Genomic DNA, 17188 nt, shown 5'->3' on the forward strand with positions numbered 1-17188 from the left:
CCGTTAAAGGGTCAGTAGGGAATGGCCTTGACGGCGGCCTGCTTGCTGACCTGGGGCGCGGTCTCGTTGTTGACGATCAGCATTTCGTACTTGGTCTTCTTGCCCTTGACCCACTGGCCGCCCACCAGCGGCGTCTTGCCTACGTTCTTCACCGGGCCGCCCTTCCAGCTCACCCGGCCGATGATGGTGTCGAGCTCGGTGCCCAGGATGGCATCGCGAATCGAGGCCTTCTTCTCCAGGTCCTTGGTGCGCTTGAGCACGTCGGCGGCCACTTCGAACAGCGCGTGGGCATAGCCCAGGGTCATGTTCCACTGCTTCTTGCTGGAGGCCTCGTAGGCGTCAACCAACTGCTGTGCGCTCTGGCCGGTCAGCGAGGACTTGGTTGGCCGGTTGGGCGACCACCAGGCTTCCTGGGTCAGGCCATCGGCAATATCGCCCAGGGCTTCCACAGCCGAGGGGAAGGTGTAGGCCTTGCCCATGGTCACGGCCTTGGGTTTGAAGCCCTGCTGGCGCGCCTGGGTCCAGAAGTTCTTGAAGTCGGGCGGTGTGGGCACGCCGCAGACGATTTCCACATTGGCCTTCTTGAACGCGGCAATCTGCGCGCTGAAGTCGGCCTGGAAGGGCTGGTAGCGGCCGGGGTCGACCACGCTAAAGCCCTTGGCCTTGAGGGCGGGCGGCAGGCCCAGCTTCTCATCGCCCCAGGCATTGCCGTCGCCGTCATTGGCCAGCAGCAGGCCCACCACCTTGTTGGTGGGCAGGTCTTTCCACATATTGGTGAAGACCGCGATGATGTCTTCCAGACCCCAGAAGAAGTGGAAGGCCCAGTCAAAGCCCTTCTTCGGGTCGCCACCGCGGCCAAAGAACCAGGGCTGCCAGGGGCAGGTGGTGGAGATGCAGGGCACGCCATTAAGCTCGCACTGGTCGGACACCGGGTTGGTGTTCTCGGGGGTGGAGCCCACCAGCATCAGGTCAATGCCGTTCTTGAGGATCAGCTCGGCGGCCACGTCGGCGGCGCGGTTGGGGTTGGACTGGCTGTCCTTGACGATGATCTCTACCGGATGGTTGACACCGGCCACGGTGATGCCGTTTTTAAATGCCGCGTTGATGCCTTGCAGCACAAAGTTGTCCACCTCACCAAAGCCGGCCAGCGGGCCGGTCTGGGGGGTGACATAGCCAATCTTGATCTTGCGGCCGGTGGCCTGGCCAAAGGCCAGGGGCATGGCGCCGGTGAGGGCCAGCGCGCCTGCGGCCTGCAGGACGCGGCGGCGCTGGGCTGTGGCGGTGTCAATGGGATGCTGAATCATGTCTGTCTCCTTGTGATTGCTGTGGTGAAAGTGGCGGTGAAATAGGGGTGGTGAGAGAGGGGAGCTAAGCCTTGGCCCTGGCGCCACTGAGCTCGATGTCGCCCAGGAACTGGGTGCTGCCCAGGCTGACGACGCGCTCGGCGTAGCCGCGCTCGCTGTGGTGCACGCGCACCGTGTACGTGCCGGAGCCGTTTTCCAGCGCGTCAAACTTGAAGTCGCCAAAGGCATCGGTCCGTGCCGTTGCCACGGTATGGCCCGCCTTCATCAATTCAACCCGGGCGCCCTCCACGCACTCCAGCGTGCCGTGGATGCTGGCCACCACGCTGCCGCCCACAAAGCTGTGGGTGCTGCGGTGCAGGTTCTTGTAATAGACGCGGGGCCGCGTAGCCAGTTCGGGCTTGAGCACCTGCAAGCCCTCGGCCTTGGCGAGTGCGGCCATCTCTGCCGGGCTGTGCTTGACGGCGCGCATGGCTGCAGTAGGGCAGGACTGGCTGCAGCGCGGCTCCTTCCAGCCCTTGTCCAGCAGGTGGGCGTCAAAGATCCAGTTCTGCGGAATGTTCAGCTCGGCATTCCAGACGATGCTGCCATAGGGGCAGGCCGCCACCAGGTCCTTGCGGCCCCGGGATTTCTCCGGGTCGATGATGACGATGCCGTCCGCGCGCTTGCTGATGCAGTCGCCCCCGGCCTTCATGCAGGGTGCGTCGTCGCAGTGGTTGCACAGCGTGGGCAGGTAGGCGGCGTCCACCATATGGCCCTCGCCGCGCACCGTGCGGCTGATTTTGATGGTGCTCTCGCCGTGCAGCGGCTGTGGTGCGCTGTAGCCGGGGAAGTTGTTGCCGACGAACTCGTCTTTATTGGCCAGCACGCAGTTGTTGCAGTTCTCGCAGCGTGCCACGTCGATGATCAGGTTCCATTGGGACATGTTGTTTCCTTCGATTTTTTTATGCGCGCTGCAGGGCTTCGACGGGCAAGCTGTAGGGCTCGAACTCGACCAGACAGGAGTTGCTGCCCATGCCGTCCGTGCCCTTGACCTGCGGCCGCTTGGGGGTCAGCATGTTGACGCAGCCGCCCCGGTCCACTCGGCCAAAGCGCGGGTCCAGAAACAGGTCCACCTCGGCGCTGGACTCGTAGGACTTGCACACACCGGCGGCCATCATGGGGCTCACGTCGGCGGCGCAGATCACGCTGCAGCGGTCGTTGAAAACGCGGATCAGGCTGTGCTGCGTGATGCCGCGCGCCCGGGCATCTGCGGGGTTGATCTTCATCACCCAGTAGTAGTAGCCGTCGATCAGGATGCGGTGGTCCTCGATGTCGTTGACGGTGGAGTCCTTGCCGTCGCCATAGGTGTGGAAGCTGAAGCGCGAATGCGTGGAGATCATCTGCACCGGGTACTTGTGCAGCAGTGCCGTGGTCTTGTTGCCTTCCCACGAGGGGATGTAGCGGTTGACCGGCGGGCGCTCGGCATTGTCCGGGTCGCCGCGCAGCAGGGACGAGGGCACAAATTCAATCTTGCCGGACTGGGTCTGCAGGCCCTTGGCAAAGTCACCCGCCCACTGCGAGGGCAGTGGGATGGGTTCTGGCACGTCCTTGTGGCGGTCTTCGGCAAACCAGCGGAAGTAGGCCGGGCTGCGCAGTTTTTCTTGCTCTGCGGGGATGACGAAATAGCCCTTCTTAACGAAGTCCTTGAACTTCACTTTCTTGGACAGGTCGGACGCATCGAACATGCGCTTGGCCCAGTCAAACTCGGAGCAGCCTTCGGTGAACATGGCGCCGGTGCCCATGCGGTTGAGGATGCCGGTGAAGATGTCGTAGTCGCTCTTGGACTCGCCCAGCGGCTCTATGCACTTGTGCTGGAACAGCGCGATGCGGTGGTTGAGCTGGTCGGTGTTGTGGTGGATGTAGCCACCGGAGTTGCCCCACTCGCTGATGTCGGCGCGCTCAAACGAGGTGCAGGCCGGCAGGATCACATCGGCGAACAGCGCGTCGCCCTCCATCCAGATGGACTGGTTGACCACCATCTCGATGGAGTCGTGGCGGAACATGTCCACATAGCGGCCGGTGTCGTTGATGGTGCCGAAGGTGGAGGTGCCGTAGCGGTACAGCATGTGGATCTTGGAGTAGCCCGGCATGGGGTACTGGAAGGGCGTGAGTTGCGCCTCCTGCGAGAAGCCGTCCCAGGGGTAGCCGGTGGCATGCCCGTCGATGATGGCGTCGGGCAGGCGCTGACGCGGCACCATCTGCTTGACCGGGTTCATGGTCAGCACATGGGGCATGCGGCAGTAGGTGTGGGCAGCACCGGCCGTGTGGGCCAGCTCGCCGGAGATGCCGCCCTCGGCGTAGCCGGGGAACCAGAAGTTGTGGTCCAGCGGGGTGCCGGCCTGCAGATTGCCAAAGTTGATGCCGGGCTTGCCCAGGCCCTGCATGGCCAGCAGCAACACCATGTTGCGCGCCCACTGCGTGCCGGTGGCATTGCGGCAGGCACCACCAAAACCGGCGCCCAGGCCGCCTGCGGCCAAATAGGTTTTCTTCTTCGCCCATTGGCGCGCCAGGGCACGCACGACGCGGGCGGGCACACCGGTTTCACTCGCCTGCCACTCGGGCGTCTTAGGGATGCCGTCCTCTTTGCCCAGCAGGTAGTCGCTCCATTGCTCGAAGCCAGTGGTGCGACTTTCCACATATTCCTTGTCGTAAATGCCTTCGGTCACCCAGACATTCATGATGGCAATGGCCATGGCCGGGTCGGTGCCGGGCTTGATAGGAATCCAGCGCCCGCCATAGAGCTGCGCGGTGGCGTTCAGGTTCGGGTCGATGTGCACAAACTCGATGCCCAGCTCCTTGGCCCAGAAGCGGCGCTGCGTGCCCTCCAGGCCGCTGGCGTAGCCGTTGGTGGTCTCCGGGTCGCTGGACCAGAAGACAATCATCTCGGCCTCTTTCAGGCAGTCTTCCACCAGGCCGTAAAAGCCGGGGATGCCCACGCGCAGGCTGTTGCCGTAGTGGTGCTGTGCGCCCCAGTACCAGCCTTCCCAGCTGTCGGGGTTGTGGTGCACGCGGGTAAAGCCAATCAGGTTGCCAAAGCGCAGCAGGCTGGAGAGGTAGTAGCCCACATTGCCCCACTGGTGGTGGGAGCCGTGCCACAGCGCCATGGAGCCCGGGCCGTGTTCCTTCTTCTGGCGCTGGATTTCGCCGCCCACCAGATCAAAGGCCTCGTCCCAGCTGATGTGTACATAGCCGCTCTTGCCACGGTTCTGCGGGTTGCGCTCGCCCTTGGGATCGAAGTCCACCCGCTTCATGGGGTGCAGGATGCGCTTCTCGGAATACACCACCGACTTCAGGCACTGCGCGTGCGGGTTGATCATGCCGCGCCGCGCCGGGGTGAACTGCTTGCCGCGCGCGGTGATGGTCCAGCTCTCAGCATCGCTGTCATCGAGGTCGATGGGCGTCATGCGCACGATCTTGTCGTCCTTCACATACACAAACAGCGGGCCACCATTGGTGTTGGTGGTGAAGCGGCGCGTGCCGTCGGGCATCGGTATGCCCTGCTCCAGCGCTGCGGTTTGCGTGAGGTTCATCAGCTGCATGAACCAGACCACCGAGGCGTCCGGCCCCAGCACCATGACGCGGAAGTTCTTGGCCGCGTGGATGATCTCGGCCTGCGTGACACCGGGGGTGAGAAAGGTCAGCGCCGTGTCGATGTCCTTGAACAGCATGGTCACTTCCGGGTTGGGGTGTATGCCCGCCTTGGAGGTGACCTGGCCGTTGGTGAAGGTGTAGGTGCGCCCGGCGCTGCCGTCCTTGAGCACGATCTGCACCACGCAGCTGCGGCCGTTCACATGCTTGCGCACGGCTGCATGCTTTTTGATGGCACCCTTGAGCACCTGGGTGATGACAAAAAGAATGATTTTGAGCTTGGTGTGTTTCATGTCCGGGGCTTTCGGTGGCGCAGGGTTCTACATCCCGCTCCACGGCGGTGGAGCGGTTGCTACGGAGATCAGTGGCTTAGAGAGGGAAGACGAGCTTGAGCCAGACCGAGCTGCCTTGGGCCCGGTTCTTCACGTTCATTTCGTTCTCGACCTTCAGGGTGCCGAACCAGCCCTTGCCGGAGTCGTATTTCACCGAGGGGCCGATGGCCATGGCGCTGCCCTTGCCGTTGTTGACGCCGCTGGTGCTGTCTTCCGTGACCTGCTGGTAGTAATAGCCACCCACACCCAGGGTCCAGCCATTGCCAACGCCCCAACCGGCGGCGTAGTCAAAGTGGAACTCGTTGCCCGAGGTGTAGTCGGTGGCGTCGTTCTTGCTGTTGAAGATGTAGCCGAACTTCAGGTCACCGTTGAAGCCGTTGGGGTCGATGTAGCTGACCGCGTAGACCGGCTCCAGGGCGAAATGGTTCTTGCCGATGTTGGCCAGATCGGTCTTGTTGTAAGCGCCGGTGGGCAGGAAGAAGTCCACGGCCACCACGCTGTGCAGATTGGGGCTGTGGTGGTAGCCCAGGCCCAGGCCGGTAGTGATGTCACCCACGCCGGACTTGGACTGGCTGGTACCGGGAACATTCACACTCAGGTTGACCACAGGCACGATCACGTGCGCCACCAGGTCACCACCCAGCACCTTGGTGCCCGGCACCCAGGCCAGGCGGCCCGCAACCACGTCGGCCTGCACCTTGAAGCCGGGGATGTTCAGGTTGTTGCCGCTGCCGTCATTGACCTGTGTGGCTTCGTAGTGGTTGCCAAACACCATGCCGTAGAGGCCGGGAGGCGGCAGCGCACCGGCCATGTAGTTCTCGGTGCCGTTGGGGTAGACGGAGGTGCCGCCCTCGGTAGCGTTGGCGATCGTGGCAGCGCAGGCCAGCAGCGCGGCCAGGGAGGCCGCCTTGGCGATGGTGGAAATGTGAAATGTCATGTCGGTGTCCTCGTTGATGTAGTTAAAAAATGCGTTAGCGAACCTGTTGCGTCTGGCTGCCCAGGGGGCCGGCCGACAGCGTCATCACATCGCCGCGCTGCAGGTGTTGCGGCGGCTTCATGCCCAGGCCCACGCCTGCGGGTGTGCCGGTAATCACCAGGTCACCGGGCAGCAGGGTCATGAACTGGCTGAGGTACGAGACGATCTCGGCCACGGAAAAAATCATGTCGTTGGTGTTGCTGGACTGCTTGACCACGCCGTTGACCTTGAGCTCCACGGGAATGGTCTGCGGGTCGGGCAATTCGTCGGCGGTGACCAGCCAGGGGCCAATCGGGCCGAAGCTGGGAAAGCTCTTGCCCTTGCCCCACTGGCCGTTGCGCTTGATCTGCCAGTCGCGCTCGGACACGTCGTTGGCCAGGCAGTAGCCCGCCACATAGCCCAGGGCGTCGGCAACGGACACCTTGCTGGCGCTGCGGCCCATCACAAAGCCCAGCTCCACCTCCCAGTCGCCGGCCACCGAGCCTTCGGGCAGCAGCACGTCATCGTTGGGGCCGGAGATGCTGGTAATGGCCTTGGTGAAGACCACGGGCTCCTTGGGAATCTCGTGGCCGGACTCTTCGGCGTGCTTGCGGTAGTTCAGGCCAATGGCCACGAACTGGCGCGTGCCGGCAACTGGCGCGCCCAGGCGCACACCCTTGTCCACCAGCGGCATGCGCTGCAGGTCCACCGCGGCCAGGGCCGCCAGTTTTTCGGGCGCCATCCACTCGGGCGTGAAGTCCGGCACCAGCAGGGACAAGTCACGGATGTTGCCCTGGGCGTCGAGCGCACCGGGGAGTTCAAGGCCTGCAGGACCGTAGCGAAGCAACTTCATAAAACCACCTTTTTTGACACAATGTATAAAACGGGAATGGCGTTAATGTAGATGAACCGTCAAGTTGACACAATGATCAGTTTGTAGGTGGTTTCCCTAATGCGATCAACGCCGGTATGCGGGCATAACCTGCCGCAGTGTTAACCTTGGAGACGTATGAAAAATTCAAAAAATGTGCCGGAAGAACCGGAAGATCACCGCGTTCGGGTGGGGGCGGCGCGGCGCAACAAGACACGCTTGCTGCTGCTGGAAAGCGCCCTGGGGGTGCTGCACGACAAGGGGCCGGATGCTGCTGTGATTGAGGACTTCATCGCGGCGGCGGGCGTGTCGCGCGGCACGTTTTACAACTACTTCGACACCACCAGCGCGCTGCTGCTGGCACTGGCCACCGAGATGAGCAATGAGGTGCTGGCCACGGTGGACCCGATTGTTCTGGGCTTCACGTCCCCGGTTGAGCGCTTCTGCGCCGGCACCCGGCTCTACATGCAGATGGCCACGCGCTACCCGCTATGGGGCTCCTTCCTGAACCGGGTGGGCACGCGCATTGCCACCCGCGGGCAGCTGATCGAGAAGTACCTGACGCGCGACTTGACCGAGGCCCTGGCCGCCGGGCTGATCAAAGTGGACGATGTGCTGGTGGCACGCGACATGGTGCTGGGCTCGATTTTCTACGGCATCGAGACCATGGTCACCGAGCCCACGCATGCGAACCACCCGGAGCAACTGGTGCGCTCCATCCTGCGGGGCCTGTGCGTACCCGACAAGCTGGCCGACGCTGTGGCCTACCTGCCGCTGCAAAGCATCGAGTCGATCGAGGGGCCGATTTTTTCGCGGCTGAAGCAGAACGCACCCAAGCCGCAAACCGCCAAAGCCGCCAAGAAGGCCGCGCCTACCCGTGCGCCATCCAACAAAACCACCAAGCCAAAGTGAGGCCGCCTACTCCATGCCGGTGGCGAATTCCTCGATGAGTTGCTCGATCCACTCTTCGACTTCCAGGGGAGCCAGCACCAGCGCACCGGCCACGAAGTCACCGCCCTTGTCCCACTCCACGGTGGAATGCAGGCGGGCAAAGCGCTGTATGGCCACTTCGGCCACCAGGCCCAGTGCAATCAGGCGCGAGACGTCACGGGGAATCTTGGGATCCAGGAACACTTCGTAGTCATGGTGCAGACGAATCGCCAGGGTCACCGTGTCCGGCAAGGACCAGGATTTGGCCATCATCGCGCCCACCAACGCATGGTCAGTGTTGTGGGCTGCCTGCTCCACAGCGGTAAACGAGCGCTGGGGGTCCGTGTTGGCCAGCTTGAGCGTCTCCACGTAGTTGGGGAAGCGGTTGCGCAGCAGGGGAATGCCCACATCGCAGAACAGGCCGAAGGTCTGGGCCAGGCCCACATCCACCAAGCCCGTGGTTTTGGCCATGCGCGACATGGCGTAGGCCCGCTTGGCGGAGGTGTCATAAAACCTGGCCATGACCTGCGCGTCCCCTTTAAGCAGGTTGCGTACCGACAGCGCCGTGACCAGGTTGGTGAGTTGCCGCAAGCCAATCAGGCCCACTGCCTGGTCCACCGACTCGGCGCGGCGGCTCAGGCCATACATCGGCGAGTTGACGATCTTCAGGACAGCAACGGTCAAGCCGACATCCTGGGCGACGATTTTCGCGGCGCTGCGCATGTCGGGGTCGTCTTTGGTCAACTCGCGCTGGAGCTGTTCAACCACCAGCGGGCGCGGTGGGATGGCCATGCTTTTGATGAGATCCTGAACCTCGCCGCTATCCATTTGCCGCTGGGCATCTTCTGCGGATCTCGCAATGGGCATGTGTCACTTTCAATGAAGCTGATTTGCATGCGGGGATATCCCGCCCCGCCTGTCTGGCGTCAGATCTTAATTGATAAAAGTGATATTTTGTCCGCGGTGATGCCGACGCACCGGAGTGTGGTTTTCAGGCGCCACTCAGGGACCGCGCAATCGAGCGCTTGAAGGGAGTCATCCGGTCGCTCACCCGCAGTATCAGCGTGCGCGCCAGCTTGGCTGGCATGGAGTCGCGGGTGTAGATCTCCACGATCAGGCGCGTCATCCAATAGAGGGGCAGGGTGGCACGCTTTTGTTGGCCCTCGTAGCGCTGCAGCAGGCTGGCGCTGCCGATGTCGGCATGGGTGTGCAGCGCGGTGGTGATGTGCCTGCACAGCGCATCCACACTCAGCAGCCCAAAGTTGAAGCCATGCGCAGTCACCGGGTGCATGCCCACGGCCGCGTCGCCCACGGTGGCAAAGCGCCGGGCCACCAGACGCTCAGGGAACACCGCCACCAGCGGGTAGTTGTGGCGGGTGCTGACCAGGTGCATGGCACCCAGGCGGCGGGCAAAGCGCTGGGTCACGGCGGCGCCAAAGGCCTCGGGCTCCAGGGCCATCAGCGCGTCAATCTCGTGGCTGGGCAGGGTGATGACGGCCGATGCCCGGTGCGCGCCCGTCACAGGGTGCGGGTTCATGGGCAGCAGGGCCAGGGTCTGGCCGTAGCCAAACCATTCCCAGGCGGCAAAGTCGTGTGGCTTCTCGAAGGTCATGGCGCAGACCAGCATGTTCTTGCCAAAGTCGTGCATCTGGGCGGCGATGCCCATCATGCGCCGGGTGCTGGAAAACCGGCTGTCGGCCGCCACCACCAGCTTGGCCTGCAGGGTGTCGCCGCTGGCCAGGGTGACGCTGCCGCACTCGGCACTGGTGTGCACGGCGGTAACCTTTTCACCGCAGCGCAGGCTGATGTCGCCATTGGTGCCCAGCGCCTCTTGCACACCATCCCACGCGGCCTGGCGCAGCAGGTGGTTGGAGACCAGCCAGCCCAGCTCGTCATGGCCGCCCAACGCATGGCCAATCACCATGGAGAAGCTGGAGGGGCCATTCATGACCTTGGCATCGCGCAAGGGGGCGATGTCGGCAGCGGGCAGGCGCTCCCACAAGCCCAGCGCCTGCAGCAGCTTGGCCGAGTGGCGCGTCAGCGCAATTTCGCGGCCATCAAACTGCGGCGATTGCAGATCACTTTGGGGCTGCTGCTCCAGCACCACGATTTTCAGGCTGCGCCCGCTCAGGGCTTTGGCAAGGCACAGCCCGGCCGGGCCGGCTCCCACGATGATTACATCTGCATCCATAGCGCTTTCTTTCATTGGAGCCGCGAGGCTAGCGGTTTCACGCCGCTGCTTCTTGCTCTCGGTCAACAGGTAAGCAGATGCAGGCGCTATCATGGCGGCATGTCCCTTATGGCCCGTTGGTTCATCCTGTTCCTCATCGCCTTGCTGCCCCTGCGCGGCTGGTCGGTGGAGCGCATGGCTTTAGACATGCAGGGCATGCCCGTGGCCGCGCAGTCCCAGGACTTGGAGTTGGGCATGTCGGCCGAATGCGCGCTGCATATGCAAGCTGGCATGCAGATGGATGCGTCTGCGGATGCAGCGCAGGCCGCAGTTCACGGTACGGACCACAAGTCCAGCCATAAGTCCGAGCACAAGGGCTGCCAGAGCTGCCAGCTGTGCATGCCTTTGCTGGCCCTCGATGGCGCAGTGCCACTGCACCTGGCCAGCCCACCGCAGCAACTGCCGCGCGCCCACAGCAGCCGCTTCGTGAGCGCTGACTCCGCGCGCAACGCCAAGCCACCGATTTCCTGAGTCCCACGCCATAGCTCCGTCTGCAGATTGCAGACCGGAACCCTTGGAGCCTGCGGGCTCGTGTAGATATCAGGAGATTTTCATGAAACGCTGGATCGTGTCATTGGCGCTGGTTTGCGCCGCATCGGCCTGGGCTGCACCCGAATGGGTGCGCGCAGAAATTACCAAACTCGCGCCCGAGAAGGCCCAGCTCACGCTGCGGCATGAGGCCATCAAGAGCCTGGGCATGGATGCCATGACCATGCCCTACAAGGTGAAAGATGCATCCCTGCTCAAGGGCTTCAAGGTGGGCGACTCCGTGCGCTTTACCGTGGGCATGCAGGGCGACCAGATGCAGGTGCAAGCGCTGGAGCATGTGAAGTGAAGGCGCTGGCGCTTGGCCTGGCCATCGCGCTGGGCACGGGTGCGGCCCTGGCCCAGGAGGCCGCAGAGCTGCCCGGTGCCAGCGTGGAGTCGCTCCTGGCCGTGGCCCGTGCCAACAACCCGGAAGTGGCCGGCATGCGCTTCGAAGCCACCGCGGCGCAGGAGCGCATTGCCCAGGCCGAGGCCCTGCCAGACCCGCGCTTCAAGCTCGAGCTGCTGGATATCACCCGCATGGGAGAGCAAAACCCCACGCTGTGGCCCTCGGACGTGGGCAGCACGCGCTACACCTTCAGCCAGGAGCTGCCCTGGTTTGGCACGCAAAGCCTCAAGCGCGAGCAGGCCGCGTACACCGCGCAGGGCGCACAGACCCAGGTGCAAAGCGTGTGGGCCGATGTGGCTGCGCGCATCAAGCTGGCCTATGCGCAGCTGTATTTCCTGCAGCGCAATGCCGCCCTCAACCAGGAAGTGCTGGACCTGATGCAGCGCCTGGAGCAGATCGCCCGTGCCCGTTACGCGGGTGGCCTGGCGCCGCAGCAGGACACTATTCGCGCCCAGGCCGAGCAAAGCGCCATGCAGGGCGAACTGATTGCCGTGCAGACCGATGTGCACCACACCCGCGCCCGCATCAATGCCCTGCTGGCGCGGCCCATCCACGCCGAACTTGCAGCGCCCCAAAGCCTGCGCCCACTGCCTGCTGCCGACCAGCTCGACTTTGACGCGCTGGTGCAGCGCGCCCTGGCGCACAACCAGCAGCTGGCCGCCGATGAAGCGCGCGTGCAGGCGGCCGACAAGGGCCAGGCGCTGGCACAAAAAGGCCGCTACCCCAGCTTCACCCTGGGCGTGGCGCCCACGCAGTTCCAGAATGACTTCAAGGCCTGGGACCTGATGCTGGAGATGAACATTCCGCTGCAGCAGGGCACACGCCGCGCGCAGGAGCGCGAGGCCCTGGCCATGTTGGAGGCAGCCCGGGCGCGGCGCGACGCCACCGCCAACCAACTGCAGGCCGACCTGTCGGAAAACCTGGACGCACTGCAAAGCGCGCAACAGACGGAAAAGCTGATGCGCCACAAGCTGCTGCCGCAGGCCGAGCTGAGCCTGCAGTCGGCCCTGTCCGGCTACGAGGCGGGCAAGCAGGACTTCGCCGGTGTGCTGGACGCGCAGCGCCAGATCCGCCAGGCCAAGGCGTCCCTTATCAAAGCCCAGGCTGAAGGCCAGGCACGTTTGGCGCAACTTGAGCGCCTGCTGGGAGAAGAACCATGAACAAGAATATGTCGGTGCTGGTCGGGGCCCTGGTGCTGGCCGGTGTGGCGGGCTTTGCAGGCAACTGGTGGGGTGCGCGCCATGCGGCCGGTGGTGCGGCGGTCAGCGGCATGGAGGCTGCGCCGGCTTCGTCCCCCGCGCCAGCCTCCAAGGAGCGCAAGTTGCTCTACTACCGCAACCCCATGGGCCTGGCCGACACCTCGCCCACGCCCAAAAAAGATTCCATGGGCATGGACTACGTAGCCGTCTACGCAGGCGAAGACGAAGACACGTCTGCCAGTTCCACGCAGATCAAGATCAGCGCCGACAAGGTGCAAAAGCTGGGCGTGCGCACCGAGGCCGCGGCCCTGCGCGTGCTGGACAAGACAGTGCGCGCCTCCGGCCGCATAGAGCCCGATGAGCGGCGCCTCACCACCATCGCCCCGAAGTTCGAGGGCTATGTGGAGAAGCTGCAGGTGAATGCCACCGGGCAGGGCGTGGCCAAGGGGCAAGTGCTGTTCGAAGCCTATAGCCCGGACCTGGTAGCCGCCCAGCGCGAATACACCATCGCCATCCAGGGTGTGAAGGCCATGGCGCAGGCCGGGCCACAGGCCCAAAGCAGCATGCAGCAACTGGCCGATGCAGCACTGGCACGCCTGCGCAACTGGGATGTGTCCGAAGAGCAGGTCAAAGCGTTGGCGGCCACGGGCACGGCACTACGCACGCTGGGCTTTCGCTCACCTGTTTCGGGCATCGTGACAGAGAAGAAGGCCGTGCAGGGCATGCGCTTCATGCCGGGTGATGCGCTCTACCAGATCACGGATCTGTCCACCGTCTGGGTGATGGCCGATGTGTCCGAGCAGGACATTGCCTCGGTGCGCTTGGGTGCCCGTGCGCAGGTGAAGATCAACGCCTACCCGGACAAGAGTTTTGCCGCAGCTCTCACCACCATCTACCCCACGCTGAATGCCGAGACGCGTACCGTCCCGGTGCGCCTGGAACTGCCCAACCCCGGCGGTTTGCTCAAACCCGGTATGTTTGCCCAGGTGGAGCTGCCGGTGGGCGCCAAGGCCAAAGTGCTGACCGTGCCGGTATCGGCCGTGATCGACAGCGGCACACGCCAGCTGGTGCTGGTGCAGATCGGTGAGGCCGGTGCAGGCCGCTTCGAGCCGCGCGCGGTCACGCTGGGTGCGCGCAGCGACAACTACCTGGAAGTGCTGCAGGGCCTGCGCGAGGGCGAGGTGGTGGTGGTGTCTGCCAACTTCCTGATTGATGCGGAGAGCAATTTGAAGGCCGCGGTGGCTGGCTTTGGAGCCAGTGCGGGCGCTGCGCCTGCGGGTGCCACTGCCATGGCGCCAGCAGCAGAGCCTAAGGGGGTGGCGGCCAGCGGACACACGGCCCAAGGCAAGGTGGTGGAGGTGGATGCCAAGGCCCAGACCGTCACCATCAGCCACGGCCCCGTACCCAGCCTGAAGTGGTCCGCCATGACCATGGAATTTGCGCTGGCCAACAGCGCCCTGCTGAAGGACCTGAAACCGGGCGCTGCAGTCGGCTTCGAGTTTGTGGAACGGGCCAAGGGCGAGTGGGTGATCACCAAACTCACGCCACCCATGCCAGCGATGCCGCAAGCCGCGCCGTCTGCACCTATGGCGAAGTAAGACCATGCTCTCCAACCTCATTGACTGGTCCGCCCGCAACCGCGTGCTGGTGCTGCTGGCCACGCTGTGCCTGACGCTGGCCGGCATGTACGCGGTGGTCAAGACGCCGCTGGATGCGCTGCCCGATTTGTCGGACGTGCAGGTGATTGTCTACACCGAGTTCCCTGGCCAGGCGCCGCAGGTGGTGGAAGACCAGGTGACCTATCCGCTGACCACGGCCATGCTCTCAGTCCCGAAGTCGCGCGTGGTGCGTGGCTTCAGTTTTTTTGGCGCTTCGTTTGTGTACGTGATCTTCGAGGACGGCACGGACATCTACTGGGCGCGCTCGCGCGTGCTGGAATACCTGAACTTTGCCGCGGGCCGCATGCCCAAGGGTGTGACCCCCGCGCTCGGGCCCGACGCCACCGGCGTTGGCTGGGTCTACCAGTACGCGCTGGTGGCCAAGAACCGCAGCCTGGCCGAGCTGCGCAGCATCCAGGACTGGTATTTGCGCTACCAGCTGGCCAAGGCGCATGGCGTGGCCGAGGTGGCATCCATTGGCGGCTTTGTGCAGACCTACCAGGTGACAGTGGACCCGCTCAAGCTGCGCGCCTATGGCATCCCCTTGAGCAAGGTTTCGCAGACCATACGCGACTCGAATCGCGATGTGGGTGGCCGCGCGATCGAGATGGCCGAGACCGAATACATGGTGCGCGGACGCGGCTACCTGCGCGGCACCTCCGACATCGAGACCCTGGTGCTCAAGAGTGACAAGGGCACACCGGTGCTGGTGCGCGACATTGCGCGCGTGGAGCTGGTGCCCGACGAGCGGCGCGGCATCACCGAGCTCAATGGCGAGGGCGAGGTGGTCTCCGGCATTGCCATGGCGCGCTACGGCCAGAATGCCCTGGAGGTGATTGCCAACCTCAAGGACAAGATCGCCGAGGTGTCGGCCGGGCTGCCCGAGGGCGTGCAGATTCTGTCGGTCTATGACCGCTCGGATCTGATCCACCGCGCCATTGAAACCCTCAAGCACACACTGCTGGAAGAAAGCCTGATCGTGGCCGCCGTGTGTGTGCTGTTCCTGCTGCATGTGCGCTCGGCCCTGGTGGCCATTGTCATGCTGCCGGTGGGTGTGCTGATTGCCTTCATTGCCATGCGCCTGCTGGGCATGAACTCCAACCTGATGAGCCTGGGCGGCATCGCCATTGCCATAGGCGCCATGGTGGATGCGGCGATTGTGATGATTGAGAACGCCCACAAGCATATCGAGCGCCTGCAGGAGGGCGAGTCGCGCGCCGAAGCGATTGTGGCGGCCTGCAAGGAGGTGGGCCCGGCGCTGTTTTTCTCGCTGCTGATCATCACCGTGTCCTTCCTGCCGGTGTTCACGCTGGAGTCGCAGGAGGGGCGGCTGTTCTCGCCCCTGGCCTATACCAAGACCTTCTCCATGGCCGGGGCGGCCCTGCTGTCGGTGACGCTGGTGCCGGTGCTGATGATGCTGTTCATCCGCGGAAAAATCATGCCCGAGCGCAAGAACCCGGTGAACCGCTTGCTGATCTGGCTTTACCGACCCGTCATCGCCTGGGTGATGCGCTGGAAGAAGACCACGATTGCGCTGGCGGTTGTCGCCATGGGCGTGTCCATCTATCCGGCCTCACAGCTGGGCTCGGAGTTCATGCCCACGCTCAATGAGGGGACGCTGCTCTACATGCCGTCTTCGCTGCCCGCCATGTCCATCACTAAGGCGGCCGAGCTGCTGCAGACGCAGAACAAGATCATCAAGAGTTTTCCGGAAGTGGAATCGGTCTATGGCAAGGCTGGCCGTGCCAACACCGCCACCGACCCGGCGCCCACCGAGATGTTCGAGACCGTCATCAACCTCAAACCCGAGAGCACCTGGCGCGCGGGCCTGACCACCGATGGGCTGATTGCCGAACTCGACCGTGCCCTGCAGTTCCCCGGCGTGTCAAATGCCTGGACCATGCCCATCAAGGCGCGCATCGACATGCAGTCCACCGGCATCCGCACGCCCATTGGCATCAAGGTGTTTGGCAAAGACCTGAACGAGATGGAGCGCCTGGCCAAGGAGATCGAGGCGGTGGTGAAAGCCGTGCCCGGCACCACCTCGGCCTTTGCCGAGCGCATCACCGGTGGCTACTACATCAACATCGAGCCCGACCGCGCCGCGCTGGCGCGCTACGGCCTGGCCGTGGGCGATCTGCAGGATGTGATCGGCACCGCCCTGGGTGGCGAGATGGTCACCACCACCGTGGAGGGGCGCGAGCGCTATGGCGTCACCGTGCGCTACCCGCGCGAACTCAGAGCCAGCCCGCAGCAGATTGCCAACGAGATCCTGGTGCCCACCATGGGCGGCGCCATGGTGCCGCTGGGCCAGGTGGCCAAAGTGGAAATCGCCAAGGGTGCGCCCAGCATCCGCACGGAAAACGCGCTGCTCTCGGCCTACATCTATGTGGACATCCGCGGGCGCGATATCGGCAGCTACGTGAAGGAGGCGCGCCAGGCGGTGAACGCGCAGGTGAAGTTCCCGTCCGGCTACTACGCCACCTGGAGCGGGCAGTTCGAGTACATGGAGCGGGCGATTGAAAAAATGAAGATCGTCATCCCGGTGACGCTGGGGCTCATCTTCATTTTGTTGTACCTGAACTTCCGGCGCCTGACTGAGACACTCATCGTCATGCTGTCCGTGCCCTTTGCCCTGGTGGGCGGCGTCTGGCTGATGTGGCTCTTGGGCTACAACCTGTCGGTAGCCGTGGCGGTGGGCTTTATCGCCCTGGCCGGTGTGGCCGCCGAGACCGGCGTGGTGATGCTGATCTACCTGGACCATGCCTGGGAGGCGGTGCAAAAGAAATGCCGCGCGGCAGGCACACAGGCGGGCATGGAAGAGCTCTATGCCGCCGTCATGGAGGGTGCGGTGGAGCGGGTGCGCCCCAAGATGATGACGGTGGTGGCCATCATGGCCGGCTTGCTGCCCATCCTGTGGGGTACCGGCACCGGCTCGGAAGTGATGAGCCGCATTGCAGCGCCCATGGTGGGGGGCATGGTGTCCTCCACCGTGCTGACGCTGGCGGTGATTCCGGCGATCTATGCGCTGGTCAAGCAGTGGGGCATGCGGCGCGGGTGATTGCTTGTGGGGTGTTGCGTTTGGAAGTCACTTGTGCAGGAAGTCAGTTCACTCGGCTGCGCCTTCTGGGCTCAGGCCGCTGTGGCA

At 63.9% G+C, this 17188-nt stretch carries 13 protein-coding genes; 6 read left to right on the top strand and 7 right to left on the bottom strand.

Annotated features, from left to right (window positions below):
• Nucleotides 1–11: 11 nt before the first annotated feature.
• The 5 genes from DIC66_RS11925 to DIC66_RS11945 form a co-directional block, all read right to left on the bottom strand.
• Complete coding sequence (locus DIC66_RS11925) at nt 12–1304, bottom strand: ABC transporter substrate-binding protein (RefSeq protein ID WP_117177437.1); 1293 nt, start codon at nt 1302–1304, stop codon at nt 12–14.
• A 64-nt stretch (nt 1305–1368) separates the two neighbouring features.
• Nucleotides 1369–2226, bottom strand: a complete 858-nt coding sequence (locus tag DIC66_RS11930; protein ID WP_117177439.1) for a 4Fe-4S dicluster domain-containing protein — start codon at nt 2224–2226, stop codon at nt 1369–1371.
• 19 nt (nt 2227–2245) lie between these two features.
• Nucleotides 2246–5224 (bottom strand): molybdopterin-dependent oxidoreductase, encoded by a 2979-nt coding sequence (locus DIC66_RS11935; protein ID WP_117177441.1) that lies wholly within the window; start codon nt 5222–5224, stop codon nt 2246–2248.
• A 76-nt stretch (nt 5225–5300) separates the two neighbouring features.
• Nucleotides 5301–6200: a SphA family protein gene (locus DIC66_RS11940; protein ID WP_199534725.1), complete on the bottom strand. Its 900-nt coding sequence runs from the start codon at nt 6198–6200 to the stop codon at nt 5301–5303.
• 34 nt (nt 6201–6234) lie between these two features.
• Nucleotides 6235–7071, bottom strand: coding sequence for a fumarylacetoacetate hydrolase family protein (locus DIC66_RS11945; RefSeq protein WP_117177443.1), 837 nt, complete (start codon nt 7069–7071; stop codon nt 6235–6237).
• Between the two features lie 156 nt (nt 7072–7227).
• On the opposite strand from DIC66_RS11945, the gene DIC66_RS11950 reads away from it, so the two are divergent.
• On the top strand, nt 7228–8001 hold the full coding sequence (locus DIC66_RS11950) for a TetR/AcrR family transcriptional regulator (RefSeq protein ID WP_117177445.1): 774 nt from the start codon (nt 7228–7230) through the stop codon (nt 7999–8001).
• A 6-nt stretch (nt 8002–8007) separates the two neighbouring features.
• Here DIC66_RS11950 and DIC66_RS11955 read toward each other — a convergent pair whose 3' ends face one another.
• The gene (locus DIC66_RS11955) at nt 8008–8811 is read right to left on the bottom strand and encodes an HDOD domain-containing protein (RefSeq protein ID WP_158558902.1); all 804 of its coding nucleotides are present in this window, start codon (nt 8809–8811) and stop codon (nt 8008–8010) included.
• 199 nt (nt 8812–9010) lie between these two features.
• Nucleotides 9011–10210, bottom strand: a complete 1200-nt coding sequence (ubiM, locus tag DIC66_RS11960) for a 5-demethoxyubiquinol-8 5-hydroxylase UbiM (RefSeq protein WP_117177449.1) — start codon at nt 10208–10210, stop codon at nt 9011–9013.
• 99 nt (nt 10211–10309) lie between these two features.
• Here ubiM and DIC66_RS11965 point away from each other — a divergent pair, with 99 nt between their 5' ends.
• The 5 genes from DIC66_RS11965 to DIC66_RS11985 all read left to right on the top strand — a co-directional run bounded on the left by DIC66_RS11965 (nt 10310) and on the right by DIC66_RS11985 (nt 17101).
• On the top strand, nt 10310–10720 hold the full coding sequence (locus DIC66_RS11965) for a hypothetical protein (RefSeq protein ID WP_147321300.1): 411 nt from the start codon (nt 10310–10312) through the stop codon (nt 10718–10720).
• An 82-nt stretch (nt 10721–10802) separates the two neighbouring features.
• A complete protein-coding gene (locus tag DIC66_RS11970; protein ID WP_117177452.1) occupies nt 10803–11084 on the top strand; it encodes a copper-binding protein in 282 nt (93 codons plus the stop codon).
• Nucleotides 11081–12343, top strand: a complete 1263-nt coding sequence (locus DIC66_RS11975) for a TolC family protein (protein ID WP_117177454.1) — start codon at nt 11081–11083, stop codon at nt 12341–12343. The genes DIC66_RS11970 and DIC66_RS11975 overlap by 4 nt, the downstream gene beginning before the upstream one ends.
• Nucleotides 12340–13980: an efflux RND transporter periplasmic adaptor subunit gene (locus DIC66_RS11980; RefSeq protein WP_117177456.1), complete on the top strand. Its 1641-nt coding sequence runs from the start codon at nt 12340–12342 to the stop codon at nt 13978–13980. Before DIC66_RS11975 ends, DIC66_RS11980 begins: the two co-directional genes overlap by 4 nt.
• A 4-nt stretch (nt 13981–13984) precedes the next feature.
• Nucleotides 13985–17101: an efflux RND transporter permease subunit gene (locus DIC66_RS11985; protein WP_117177458.1), complete on the top strand. Its 3117-nt coding sequence runs from the start codon at nt 13985–13987 to the stop codon at nt 17099–17101.
• The last annotated feature ends 87 nt before the right edge of the window (nt 17102–17188 follow it).

It is taken from the genome of Rhodoferax lacus, assembly GCF_003415675.1.
In the GTDB taxonomy this organism is placed as follows: Bacteria; Pseudomonadota; Gammaproteobacteria; order Burkholderiales; family Burkholderiaceae_C; genus Allorhodoferax; species Allorhodoferax lacus.